Origin of the sequence: Buttiauxella sp. 3AFRM03, assembly GCF_003675305.1 — a bacterium.
GTDB classification, from domain to species: domain Bacteria; phylum Pseudomonadota; class Gammaproteobacteria; order Enterobacterales; family Enterobacteriaceae; genus Buttiauxella; species Buttiauxella ferragutiae.
The window spans coordinates 3,392,933-3,405,637 of record NZ_CP033076.1 but is presented as its reverse complement, the minus strand read 5'-3'; the positions used below and the strand labels follow the sequence as shown (position 1 = coordinate 3,405,637).

The following is a 12,705-nucleotide window of genomic DNA, read 5'->3' as shown; positions in this document are numbered from 1 at the left end:
ATCAATGCCAAATCAGCAACACACATGCCGCAGTCAGCAATCCCATAAAGACATTAAAGATTGTCCAGGCACGGCGGCTACGAAGTAGCTTGCCAATCATGCTGCCAAACGCAATCCAGATGATGCCAGCAACGATGTTGACCAGCGCGATACCGATGCTGATTAACACCACAGAGTGCAGGTACTGAGCACCCGCAAGGCTAAAACTTGCGACTGCACCTAGCGCCATCAACCACGCTTTCGGGTTGATAACCTGTAATAAACCACCCTGCCAGAATGGGATAGGTGACGGCGGCGGCGCATCGGTTTCCAGCGTTTCATAAGTCGCGGTGCCGATTTTCCATGCCAGCCATAACAGGTAAGCACTCCCGGCAATCTTCAGGATGAGGTGCAAAGCAGGATACAATAGGATTAAGCTACCGACGCCAAAAGCCACCAGCAACAAAATGCACTGCATCCCCAACATGATACCTATCATCAAAGGGAGGGTTCGCATAAAGCCGTAGTTGGCGCCGGAAGAAGTCAGCAACATATTGTTTGGGCCGGGTGTAATCGCCGCGACCCACAAAAAACCAAGCATTGAGAAGAAAAGCGTTTCCATGAAATGGGTGATCCGCACCCGGTAAGTTAATTAGCAAACTAAATGAAACTAACAGTGTGATATGGCCACGACAAGTCCCGCAGCATTGAATTTTAATCACGTAGACGATGAACAATTTCGTCCGTTAAAGGGTGTCAGTAATCCGCACCTGCAAACCATGCTCCCACGCTTAATTCGCCGCCGCCTCAATTTCAAACCTCACTGGCAGCGTCTGGATATGCCGGATGGGGATTTTGTTGATCTTGCATGGAGTGAAGACCCACGCCAGGCAACGCATAAACCACGGTTAGTCGTTTTTCATGGTCTTGAAGGAAGCCTGCACAGCCCGTATGCACATGGGTTAATTGATGCCGCGCGTAAGCAAGGCTGGTTGGGTGTGGTGATGCACTTCCGTGGCTGTAGCGGCGTGCCGAATCGCATGAAACGCATCTATCACTCCGGCGAAACCGAAGATGGCAGCTATTTCCTCAACTGGCTCTCTACACGTTACGGTAAAGCCCCCACGGCGGCGGTCGGGTTTTCTCTCGGCGGTAACATGCTCGCCTGTTTAATGGCAAAACAAGGCGCAGATTGTACGCTACAGGCCGGTGTGGTGGTTTCTGCCCCGCTAATGCTGGAGCATTGTAGCAAGCATATCGAGAAAGGTTTCTCGCGCGTTTACCAACATTATCTGTTGAATCTGCTGAAGAAAAATGCGGCACGTAAACTCAGAAGCTATCCGGGTACACTCCCGGTAGATATGCGCCAGCTTAAAGGAGTGCGTCGTCTGCGTGAGTTTGACGATTTGATCACCTCGAAGATTCATGGCTTTGCAGATGCTATCGACTACTATCGTCAATGCAGCGCCATGCCGTTGCTGCCGCAAATCAAAACGCCGACGTTAATCATTCACGCTAAAGATGACCCGTTTATGGATCACCATGTGATCCCCGACACAGCGATACTGCCTGCCAATATTGAGTATCAACTGACGCGCTATGGTGGGCATGTTGGATTTGTTGGTGGCACGCTACGGCGTCCGGAAATGTGGCTCGAGCAACGCATCCCGCAGTGGTTGTCTAAATTTTTGGACCCGTCATTATGATGATTCCCTGGCAAGATCTCCCCCCCGAAACGCTTGATAATCTGATTGAATCCTTTGTATTACGTGAAGGTACCGATTATGGTGAACAAGAGCGTTCGCTGGAGCAAAAAGTGGCCGATGTTAAGCGCCAGCTACAAAGTGGCGAGGCTGTGCTGGTATGGTCGGAGCTTCACGAAACGGTGAATATCATGGCTCGCGGGCAGCTTCGCGGCTAAGCGTTTATTCTATACTGCATAGTAAAACCACCCTCACCCTGGCCCTATCCCTGAGGGAGAAGGGGAAGAACCAAAGCGAAATCCGGACAGTCTCCTCTCCAGGGGGAGAGGGTTAGGGTGAGGGCCAGCCCTTACGAACACACACTTGTGATTACCCATGGAGTTGTTGCCTTATGTCAGCCAAACATCCGGTTATTGCCGTAACAGGTTCCAGCGGCGCGGGAACGACCACCACCAGCCTTGCCTTCCGCAAAATATTCCAGCAACTCAACCTGCGCGCTGCCGAAGTTGAAGGTGACAGCTTCCATCGTTTCACGCGTCCTGAAATGGATATGGCTATTCGTAAAGCACGCGACTTAGGCCGCCATATCAGTTACTTCGGTCCGGAAGCGAATGACTTCGGCCTGCTGGAACAAACGTTTATCGAGTACGGAAAAACCGGGCAAGGTAAATCGCGTAAGTATCTTCATACCTATGACGAAGCCGTCCCCTGGAACCAAATTCCTGGGACGTTTACACCGTGGCAATCGCTGCCTGAACCGACCGATGTGTTGTTCTATGAAGGATTGCACGGTGGAGTCGTCACCCCACAGCACGATGTGGCGAATGCCGTCGACTTGCTGGTTGGCGTAGTGCCGATTGTCAACCTGGAATGGATTCAAAAACTGGTGCGTGATACCAGCGAACGTGGGCATTCCCGGGAAGCGGTGATGGATTCAGTGGTGCGCTCAATGGACGACTACATCAATTACATCACGCCACAATTTTCACGCACGCACATTAACTTCCAGCGTGTCCCGACTGTCGATACCTCTAACCCGTTTGCTGCACGCGGAATTCCATCGCTGGATGAAAGTTTTGTGGTGATTCATTTTCGCGGGTTGGATGACATCGATTTCCCCTACTTGCTCGCCATGTTGCAAGGCTCATTCATTTCCCACATCAATACAATAGTGGTACCGGGCGGCAAAATGGGGCTGGCGATGGAATTGATCATGACGCCGTTAGTGAAGCGTCTGGCGGAAGGACGAAATATCAATAATCAGGGCGGCGAGTAACCGCCCTGTTTTGCACACTAGCCTTCAATGACTTCGTAGCTGTGCGTGATATTTACGGCTTTTTCCAGCATCAGTGCAACAGAGCAATACTTCTCAGCAGATAAATCAACCGCGCGGGAAACCGCGTTATCTTTTAGCTCTTTGCCTGTCACGATGAAATGCAGGTTGATGTGAGTAAAAAGACGAGGAGCTTCTTCGCGACGCTCAGAGGTCAATTTCACTTCGCAGTCGGTGACGTCGTAGCGGCCTTTTTGCAAAATAGAAACCACGTCGATTGCACTGCAACCCCCGGCAGCCATCAGTACCATTTCCATCGGGCTCGGTGCTTTATCGCCAGAATTACCGTCCATCAGAATCTGGTGTCCTGAAGCGGATTCACCAAGGAAAGTTAACCCTTCAACCCATTTCACACGTGCCTGCATGTTGCTTCTCCCATTGAAAAAATTACCTTCCAGAGTACGCGGATGCAGCAAAACTGGCAACGGAAGGCGACCTACGTCATGCTGAAACGAGACAATAGGAGACACCTGCCAAAAGCTATGCTAAAACAATCCGGATGCTACATTGATACATTGACGTAATGCATAGATGCAAAGGACGTCACTAATTACAGGCAGCAAGAATGACTTGCATGCCATCTCCCCAAAGTGGGGAATATTCTAATACTTGCAACGCCAGACAGGATGTTTAGCGTCCTGTCGTTGGTAGCCAGTTATAAACAGAGGATAACCGCGCATGGTGCTTGGCAAACCGCAAACAGACCCGACTCTCGAATGGTTCTTGTCCCATTGCCACATTCATAAGTATCCATCGAAGAGCACACTGATCCACCAGGGTGAAAAAGCAGAGACGCTGTATTACATCGTCAAGGGCTCTGTAGCTGTTCTGATCAAAGATGAAGAGGGCAAGGAAATGATCCTCTCCTATCTGAATCAGGGCGACTTTATTGGTGAGTTAGGGCTGTTCGAAGAAGGCCAGGAACGTAGTGCCTGGGTCCGTGCTAAATCTGCCTGTGAAGTGGCTGAAATTTCCTATAAAAAATTCCGCCAGCTGATCCAGGTAAACCCAGACATTCTGATGCGTCTTTCTTCCCAGATGGCTCGTCGTCTGCAAGTCACTTCTGAGAAAGTCGGTAACCTGGCATTCCTCGATGTGACTGGTCGTATCGCGCAGACACTGTTGAACCTGGCAAAACAGCCTGATGCAATGACTCACCCAGACGGTATGCAGATTAAAATTACCCGTCAGGAAATTGGTCAGATCGTCGGTTGTTCTCGTGAAACTGTCGGTCGTATCTTGAAAATGCTGGAAGATCAGAACCTGATCTCCGCTCACGGCAAAACGATCGTCGTTTACGGCACTCGTTAATTTCCGTTTCAAAAAAGGCGTGTTGCTTTATGGACACGCCTTTTTTTGTCTTTAAAATCCAAACACCTGCAACACAAAGTATGACAAGCATATGTGGAGAAGATTAATCTATCACCCTGAAGTTAACTATGCACTGCGGCAAACGCTGGTGCTGTGCCTTCCTGTGGGGATCGGTTTACTACTGGGGAATTTGCAGTTAGGTCTGCTTTTCTCGTTAGTGCCCGCTTGTTGCAACATTGCTGGTCTGGATACACCCCATAAGCGTTTTTTTAAACGCCTGATTGTTGGCGGCACTCTTTTTGCGACCAGCAGTTTAATCATGCAGCTTTTGCTGCTCTACACCGCGGTCCCATTGCCCATCATTCTTATGGTGATGGCGCTCTTGTTAGGCGTCACCGCTGAAATCAGCGCCCTGCACGCACGTTTGCTTCCGGCATCGCTGATTGCGGCCATCTTTACGCTAAGCATGGCCGGCAATATGCCTATCTGGAAGCCGATGGTGTTATATGTCTCCGGCACGATTTGGTACGGAGTCTTTAACTGGTTTTGGTTCTGGATGTGGCGTGAGCAGCCGCTGCGCGAAACGTTAAGCCTGCTCTATCGCCAATTGGCGGAGTACTGTGAAGCCAAATACGGCATGCTGACACAACATGCTGATCCCGAAACAGCGCTGCCTCCACTGCTGGCTCGCCAGCAAAAAGCCGTAGACCTGATCACCATCTGCTACCAACAGCTGCATATGCTGTCGGCGAATCAGCAGAACGGTTACAAACATTTGTTACGCTCTTTTCAGATAGCGTTAGATTTGCAGGAGCACATCTCCGTCAGTTTGCACCAGCCTGCCGAGGTGCAAAAACTTGTCGCGAAAAGCCATGCAGAAGCGGTTATTCGCTGGAATGCGCAGACCATTGCGGCACGCTTGCGCGTATTGGCCGATGACATTCTCTACCATCGTTACCCACAGCGTTTTACGATGGAGAAACAAATTGAAGCCCTCGAGAAAATTGCTCGCCAGAATCCGGACAACCCGGTTGGGCAGTTTTGTCATTATCACTTCAGCCGTATCGCCCGCGTGCTGCGCATCCAACGCCCTCTGTACGCCCGTGATTTAATGGAAGACCGGCAGCGCCGTTTACCGCTGTGGGCAGCACTGAAAAGCTATTTGTCGTTGAAATCTGCCGCCCTGCGCAACGCCGCCCGACTAGGCGTAATGCTAACCATCGCCAGTCTTTTCGGGGCATTTTTACATCTGCCGAAACCCTACTGGATTTTAATGACGGTGATGTTCGTTACGCAAAACGGCTACGGTGCCACGCGGGTGCGCATTCTTCACCGTTCGGCAGGGACCATTGCTGGCCTGGCTATTGCGGGTATCGCCCTGCACTTTCACTTCCCACAAAGCATTGCCCTGGCCGCGATGCTGGTCATTACGCTGGTCAGCTATTTGTTTATTCGCCAGAGCTATGGCTGGGCGACGATTGGTTTTACCGTGACGGCGGTATATACCCTGCAACTGCTCACACTCAGCGCCGAGCAATTTATCGTCCCGCGCTTGATTGATACTCTGCTCGGCTGTTTGATTGCCTTCGGTGGCATGGTTTGGCTGTGGCCGCAGTGGCAAAGCGGTTTGTTGCGCCAGAACGCCCACGACGCGCTTGAAAAAGACCAGGACGCGATTCGCCTGATTCTGAGCAACGATCCCGAACCCACGCCGCTAGCCTGGCAACGAATGAAGGTCAATCAAGCCCATAATGCGCTGTTTAACTCACTGAATCAGGCGATGCAGGAACCCGGTTTTAACTCGCATTACCTGGCAGATATGAAATTGTGGGTGACGCACAGCCAGTTTATTGTCGAGCACATCAACGCCATGACTACGCTTGCGCGCGAGCACAACATGCTGACACCGGATTTAGCCCAGCGCTATTTGCAGTCGTGTGAAATTGCGCTGCAACGATGCCAGCAGCGGCTGCAATATGATGGGCCTGGCGAAACCCAGGATGCGAATATTCTTGACCCACTGGAAGGGCTTCCGAGTGGGCCATTGAGCACGATGGAACAACATTTACAGCGGATTTTGGGCCACCTCAGCACCATGCACACTATTTCTTCGGTTGCATGGCGTCAGCGGCCACATCATGGTATCTGGCTGAACCGCTTGCGGCGGTCGGATTAACGACTATCCGTTAACGATCTTCGCCACTGCTTTTGCAAAGCGCGCCATACCTTCATCAATATCGGCATTTTCAACAATCAAGGCTGGCGCGAAGCGCATAACATCAGGACCGGCATTCAACACCATCACCCCTTCCTGAGCAGCGGCATGCAGGAATTCACGTGCACGGCCTTGGTATTGCGGTTTCAGCTCAGCGCCAATCAGCAAACCCATACCGCGAATATCGCTGAACACATCAAACTGCTCGTCAATGTGCTGCAAATGCTTGACGAACAGCTGGCGTTTTTCCGTAACGCCATTCAACACTTCCGGCGTGTTGATAACATCAAATGCTGCCCCTGCCACCGCACACGCCAGCGGGTTTCCGCCGTAAGTGGAACCGTGGGTGCCGACATGGAATGCAGAAGCGATTTCCTGCGTCGTCAGCATAACGCTTACCGGGAAACCGCCGCCGAGCGCTTTAGCGCTGGTCAAAATATCTGGCGTCACGCCGTAATGCATATACGCGAACAACTCGCCGATACGCCCCATGCCGCACTGAACTTCATCGAATACCAACAACGCTTTGTGCTCATCGCACAAGGCACGCAAGCCTTGCAGGAATTCTGGTGTCGCCGCCGTTACGCCGCCCTCGCCCTGAATTGGCTCCACCACCACCGCGCAGGTGTGATCGTCCATCACCGCTTTTACTGCATGTAAATCGTTAAACGGGACATGGATAATATCGGCGGGTTTCGGGCCAAATCCGTCGGAATATTTTGGCTGGCCACCAACAGAAACGGTAAACAGCGAGCGACCGTGGAAGGCGTTATGGAAGGCGATAATTTTGGTTTTGTAAGGGCTATGGCGTGTAGAAGCGTAATAACGCGCCAGTTTAAAGGCGGTTTCATTCGCTTCAGTGCCGGAGTTCATAAACAGCACGCGCTCAGCAAAAGTGGCATCAATCAGCTTACGCCCGAGGCGCAACGCAGGTTCGTTGGTGAAAACATTGCTGGTATGCCATAGCTTTTCGCCCTGGCTTTTTAACGCTTCCACAAGCGTGGGATGGCAGTGGCCCAGCGCCGTGACTGCGATGCCGCCCGCGAAATCAACATACTCTTTCCCTTGTTGATCCCAAACGCGGCTTCCCTGACCTTTTACCGGGATAAATTCAGCCGGTGCATAAATCGGCAGAATCACTTCATCGAAAGTTGCGCGGGTAATTGCGGATTGTTCAGTTGCCATTTATTGCCTATCCCCTTTTTACGCATAAAAACTTCATGAGAGACACGTGAAAATATAATCATGAAATATGCATAAAAAATCATTTATTGGCAATAAAAAATCAATACTTCAGGAAATTGGCTAACAGTTGATGCCCCTGCTCGCTGAGAATACTTTCCGGGTGAAACTGCACACCCTCCAGCGCCAGTTCGCGATGACGAATACCCATAATTTCTTGTTTATCCGTCCACGCTGTCACTTCAAAACACTCAGGTAACGATGGCGGGTCGATAACCAAAGAGTGATAACGCGTCACGGTCAGAGGGTTGTTCAGGCCGCTGAAAACACCAGTATTGTTATGGGTGATAGCCGAGGTTTTACCGTGCATCACTTTTTCGGCACGGACAATGGTTGCACCAAATGCTTGTGCAATCGCCTGGTGTCCAAGGCAAACGCCGAGGATCGGTAGCTTTCCGGCGAAGTGAGTAATCGCCGCAAGGGATATGCCCGCTTCAGTTGGCGTGCAAGGTCCGGGAGAGATAACCAGTTTTTCAGGTACCAACGCGCTGATTTCAGAAAGGGTCAGCTCATCGTTACGTTTCACCACTACTTCCGCGCCTAATTCGCAAAAGTACTGATAAAGGTTCCAGGTGAATGAGTCGTAATTGTCGATAAGCAGTAGCATCGCGGCTCCGGAGTAAAAAGAACCGCGCTATTCTATTCGCTTTCGCACGCTTCACTCACCACTTTAGTGAAAATCTCCGTCAGCGCTGCCAGCTCACCCAGCGCACCAGCCTGATTGGCTTCTTGCCAGGCTTGCGGAGCAACGTCCTTCCAGTCCAGAACATAACCGGCATGAATCGCTAACTGCTCGAAGAAAACGCGCTGCGCACGGCCACTGCCAACAAAAAACGGGTGAAGTACGTTAATCTCACAATAGAAATGTGCCAGGCGTTGAACGAACTCAGTTCTGGAAAGCCCGACCAGGTAATGTTCGTCCTCCATTTCCTGCATCAGATCGTTACCTTCATTTTCGATGTACTCGAAATGACAGAACTGTGTCTCCCCTTTGGAAATATCAACATCCCGTATCTCGCCTGCCCAGTCGAAAACATCCTGAAACAGCTGCTGATGGATGGCACACAACCAGGGTAATCCGCGATGCAGCGGGCCAAGTTCAATCGTTTCTACGCGCTGTGCGATAGTCTCATCTTGCGCATGAGGCTCAAGAATATCCAGCCGGGAACTGGCCTGAAATGAACGGCTTCGCTGTTGCTGCCAAAGGCGGGACTTTTGTTTGTCGGTAAGTTTCTTTGCCATGGTGCCTCCCTAACATGACCCTTTCTTGCCACAAGTATAAGCAGCAATCGGTGGAAGTGCTGGAAGGAGGAGATTGCGCGAGTAGAGAATACCCGCGCGGGAATTTTTTACGGCAGGACTTTTGCGGAGAGAATAACTACAGGTTTTGACGGAACATTTTGATATGGACCGACATCATGCGTCTGTACCTGAGAGATCTTATCGGCAACTTCCATCCCTTTCACAACTTTACCAAATACCGCGTAACCGAAGTCGCGTTGGCCGTGATCGAGGAAAGCATTGTCTGCAACGTTGAGGAAGAACTGGCTGGTTGCGCTGTCTTTATCTGCGGTACGTGCCATAGAAATAGTGCCACGAGTATTGCGCAGACCGTTATCAGCTTCGTTTTTGATCGGTGGATTTGGCTGCTTCTGGTTCATATCTTCAGTGAAGCCGCCTCCCTGAAGCATAAAGCCTGGGATTACACGGTGGAAAATGGTGTTGTTGTAGAAGCCACTGTTCACATAATCCACAAAGTTTTTCACAGAGACAGGGGCTTTTTGGCTGTTTAACTCAAGCTCAATTTCACCCGCTGACGTGGTCAACAGGACGTGTGGATCCCCTTTAGCAGCAAGTGCCGCAGGAGATAGCGCGGTAAGAGCAAACACGGTTGCTACGGCCGCCAGTGTCGATTTGAGCATGAAAAATTCCTTACGAAGGCAGTGAATGAAGCAAGTTGCTAGATTGTAAAGAGGCACTCCTCTATGCGCCAGCCATTTACTGTTTTTTACTTTCACACAAATCAATAAGTTAAATGAATGACTAATGAGAATACATGCTCAATTGTGATTCATATCACTTAAAGCGCAGTAACAAACCCCAAATGATTCATAAAATGTATGAATGAATCACGTTTTTGACTAAAATCCATTCTTCTCGAGTGCTGTCAAAGCACTTTACATTTCTATTCACAGGCTTGTCATGACTAACAGCAACCGCATTAAGCTCACATGGATCAGCTTTTTCTCCTACGCACTGACCGGCGCGTTGGTGATCGTCACCGGGATGGTGATGGGCAATATTGCCGAATACTTCCACGTACCCGTCTCCAGCATGAGTAATACCTTTACCTTCCTGAACGCGGGTATTTTGATTTCTATTTTCCTGAATGCCTGGTTAATGGAAATCGTGCCACTGAAAACTCAGTTGCGCTTTGGTTTTATACTGATGGTTCTGGCGGTTGCCGGGCTTGTCTTTGGCGATAACCTAACCATTTTCTCGGCGGCAATGTTTGTGCTTGGGCTGGTCAGCGGTATCACGATGTCAATTGGTACATTCCTGATAACCCACATGTATGAAGGCCGTGAACGCGGTTCACGCCTGTTGTTTACCGATTCCTTCTTCAGCATGGCGGGGATGATTTTCCCAATGGTTGCCGCGATTCTGCTGGCTCGCAGCATCGACTGGTACTGGGTTTACGTCTGCATCGGTCTGGTGTACGTCGCTATCTTCATCCTGACTTTCGGTTGCGACTTCCCGGCATTAGGCAAACACGCCGCACCAACCGAGAAAGTGGCCGAGAAAGAAAAATGGGGGGTTGGCGTGCTGTTCCTGTCGATTGCCGCGCTGTGCTACATCTTAGGCCAACTGGGCTTTATCTCCTGGGTTCCGGAATACGCCAAAAGCCTCGGCATGAACCTGAATGATGCCGGTCAGTTAGTCAGTGATTTCTGGATGTCTTACATGTTCGGTATGTGGGCGTTCAGTTTCATTTTGCGTTTCTTCGATCTGCAACGCATTCTGACTGTTCTTGCGGGTGCAGCTACCGTTCTGATGTACCTGTTCAACACCAGCGAACCCACTCATCTGGCATGGTTTATTCTGGCTCTGGGCTTCTTCTCTAGCGCGATTTACACCTCGGTTATCACCCTTGGTTCATTGCAGACCAAAGTTGCCTCACCAAAACTGGTTAACTTCGTCCTGACTTGCGGCACTATCGGCACCATGCTGACCTTTGTGGTTACCGGCCCGATCGTGGCTCACAGCGGCCCGCATGCGGCGCTGCAAACCGCAAACGGCTTGTATGCCGTGGTGTTTGTTATGTGCCTGATTTTGGGTCTGGTGACGAAACACCGTCAGCATAACGCGACAATACATTAATCGTTTTATAGGGCGGATAAGCGCAAGCGCCATCCGCCACTTTTCATCCACCAAATGTTATCTCTTCGGCTTCATCCAGCATCACCCAGGTTTGCGACAACTGCGTGGTCGCAATCACCTTCCCTGCCCGCACTGACCAACGCACTGGCACCTGCCTGCGCACCGCATCAAAGCCATTTTCAGCCGGAAGAATAATCAGGTTCGCTGCATTTCCCTCGGCAATGCCGTAATCCTGCACGCCGAAGGTGCGCGCACTGTTATCGGTAATCAGTTTTAAGCCTTCATCAATTTGCTGATAGCCCATCATCTGGCAAACATGCAGCCCCATATGCAGCACCTGCAACATATTGGCGGTGCCCAGCGGATACCACGGGTCGAATACATCATCATGACCAAAACAGACGTTAATTCCTGCTTCGAGCAACTCTTTAACCCGCGTGATACCACGGCGTTTCGGATAATCATCAAAGCGCCCTTGCAGATGAATATTCACCAGCGGATTGGCGACAAAGTTAATCCCCGAAAGCTTCAGCAAACGGAACAGCCGCGAGGTGTAAGCGCCATTGTAAGAGTGCATTGCCGTGGTATGGCTGGCGGTAACGCGTGCGCCAATGCCATCCCGTAGCGCCAGCGCGGCTACGGTTTCCACAAAGCGCGATTGTTCATCGTCAATTTCATCACAGTGAATATCTAATGGACGGTCATATTTGCGCGCCAGCGCGAAAGCTTTATGCAGCGACTCAACGCCATATTCGCGGGTGAATTCAAAATGCGGGATAGCGCCCACCACGTCAGCACCCAGCCGTAAGGCCTCCTCCAGCAAGGCTTCACCGTTGGGATACGAAAGAATCCCCTCCTGCGGAAATGCCACGATTTGCACCTCAATCCACGGCGCGGCCTCTTTTTTCACTTCAAGCATCGCTTTTAGCGCGGTCAGCGTCGGGTCTGAAACATCAACGTGCGTGCGCACGTACTGAATACCGTTGGCAATCTGCCACTTCAGCGTTTGCCAGGCGCGCTGCTTCACGTCCTCGTGGGTCAGCAACGCCTTGCGTTCAGCCCAGCGTTCAATGCCTTCAAACAAGGTGCCTGATTGATTCCAGCTCGGTTGCCCGGCAGTCTGCGTGGTATCAAGGTGGATGTGCGGCTCAATAAATGGCGGGATTGCCAGACCGCCGCGCCCGTCAAGAATCTGCTGGCTCTCTGGCTGCGTTTCGCACATCGGCTTAATGGCCTTGATGCGCCCATTTTCGAAGGCTAATTGCCACAAACCTTCACGCCCCACCAGGCGCACATTTTGAATTAACTCCAACGTCTTGTTGCTCATACCCACCCCTTCTTGATTAGCCGCCTCTATTTCATAGCACACACCGCAAAACGAGGACATTTATTGTCGGTCCGCGAATAACTAAACATTTCCACGACTTATAAAAACCCACTAAAATCAAACATATACCTCTTAAGAGGTATATAAAGGTGTATTTGATTTGTATCAATAACCACCAATGCTGAATCGTTAAGGTAGGCGGTAATAGAAAAGA

At 50.8% G+C, this 12,705-nt stretch carries 13 protein-coding genes; 6 read left to right on the top strand and 7 right to left on the bottom strand.

Annotation, left to right across the window (positions count from 1 at the left end):
- Window position 1 precedes the first annotated feature (1 nt).
- Window positions 2-601 (bottom strand): LysE family translocator, encoded by a 600-nt coding sequence (locus D8682_RS17250; RefSeq protein ID WP_064542926.1) that lies wholly within the window; start codon window positions 599-601, stop codon window positions 2-4.
- Window positions 602-662: 61 nt separating this feature from the next.
- On the opposite strand from D8682_RS17250, the gene D8682_RS17245 reads away from it, so the two are divergent.
- The 3 genes from D8682_RS17245 to D8682_RS17235 all read left to right on the top strand — a co-directional run bounded on the left by D8682_RS17245 (window position 663) and on the right by D8682_RS17235 (window position 2,958).
- The gene (locus D8682_RS17245) at window positions 663-1,685 is read left to right on the top strand and encodes a hydrolase (RefSeq protein WP_121814771.1); all 1,023 of its coding nucleotides are present in this window, start codon (window positions 663-665) and stop codon (window positions 1,683-1,685) included.
- Entirely contained in the window at window positions 1,682-1,900 is a 219-nt protein-coding gene (locus tag D8682_RS17240) for a YheU family protein (protein WP_064542920.1), read from the top strand. Before D8682_RS17245 ends, D8682_RS17240 begins: the two co-directional genes overlap by 4 nt.
- A 173-nt stretch (window positions 1,901-2,073) precedes the next feature.
- Entirely contained in the window at window positions 2,074-2,958 is an 885-nt protein-coding gene (locus D8682_RS17235; protein WP_064542918.1) for a phosphoribulokinase, read from the top strand.
- 17 nt (window positions 2,959-2,975) lie between these two features.
- On the opposite strand, the gene D8682_RS17230 is transcribed toward D8682_RS17235, so the two are convergent.
- Window positions 2,976-3,380 (bottom strand): OsmC family protein, encoded by a 405-nt coding sequence (locus tag D8682_RS17230; RefSeq protein ID WP_064542915.1) that lies wholly within the window; start codon window positions 3,378-3,380, stop codon window positions 2,976-2,978.
- A gap of 313 nt (window positions 3,381-3,693) precedes the next feature.
- On the opposite strand from D8682_RS17230, the gene crp reads away from it, so the two are divergent.
- Both crp and D8682_RS17220 read left to right on the top strand, forming a co-directional pair.
- Window positions 3,694-4,326, top strand: coding sequence for a cAMP-activated global transcriptional regulator CRP (crp, locus tag D8682_RS17225; protein ID WP_003852956.1), 633 nt, complete (start codon window positions 3,694-3,696; stop codon window positions 4,324-4,326).
- Window positions 4,327-4,417: 91 nt separating this feature from the next.
- Window positions 4,418-6,502 carry a YccS/YhfK family putative transporter gene (locus tag D8682_RS17220; protein ID WP_064542912.1) on the top strand — a complete coding sequence of 695 codons (2,085 nt, stop codon included), beginning with the start codon at window positions 4,418-4,420 and terminating at the stop codon, window positions 6,500-6,502.
- A gap of 3 nt (window positions 6,503-6,505) precedes the next feature.
- Here the strand turns inward: D8682_RS17220 and D8682_RS17215 are convergent, their stop codons facing one another.
- The 4 genes from D8682_RS17215 to ppiA all read right to left on the bottom strand — a co-directional run bounded on the left by D8682_RS17215 (window position 6,506) and on the right by ppiA (window position 9,705).
- On the bottom strand, window positions 6,506-7,726 hold the full coding sequence (locus D8682_RS17215; RefSeq protein WP_121814770.1) for an aspartate aminotransferase family protein: 1,221 nt from the start codon (window positions 7,724-7,726) through the stop codon (window positions 6,506-6,508).
- 100 nt (window positions 7,727-7,826) lie between these two features.
- Window positions 7,827-8,390 (bottom strand): aminodeoxychorismate synthase component 2, encoded by a 564-nt coding sequence (pabA, locus tag D8682_RS17210; RefSeq protein WP_121814769.1) that lies wholly within the window; start codon window positions 8,388-8,390, stop codon window positions 7,827-7,829.
- Window positions 8,391-8,422: 32 nt separating this feature from the next.
- Window positions 8,423-9,025: a putative adenosine monophosphate-protein transferase Fic gene (locus D8682_RS17205; RefSeq protein WP_064542903.1), complete on the bottom strand. Its 603-nt coding sequence runs from the start codon at window positions 9,023-9,025 to the stop codon at window positions 8,423-8,425.
- 107 nt (window positions 9,026-9,132) lie between these two features.
- Window positions 9,133-9,705: a peptidylprolyl isomerase A gene (ppiA, locus tag D8682_RS17200; RefSeq protein ID WP_121814768.1), complete on the bottom strand. Its 573-nt coding sequence runs from the start codon at window positions 9,703-9,705 to the stop codon at window positions 9,133-9,135.
- A gap of 280 nt (window positions 9,706-9,985) precedes the next feature.
- Here ppiA and tsgA point away from each other — a divergent pair, with 280 nt between their 5' ends.
- A complete protein-coding gene (tsgA, locus tag D8682_RS17195) occupies window positions 9,986-11,164 on the top strand; it encodes an MFS transporter TsgA (RefSeq protein ID WP_064542897.1) in 1,179 nt (392 codons plus the stop codon).
- A 43-nt stretch (window positions 11,165-11,207) separates the two neighbouring features.
- On the opposite strand, the gene D8682_RS17190 is transcribed toward tsgA, so the two are convergent.
- Complete coding sequence (locus D8682_RS17190; protein WP_064542894.1) at window positions 11,208-12,491, bottom strand: cytosine deaminase; 1,284 nt, start codon at window positions 12,489-12,491, stop codon at window positions 11,208-11,210.
- Window positions 12,492-12,705: the final 214 nt, after the last annotated feature.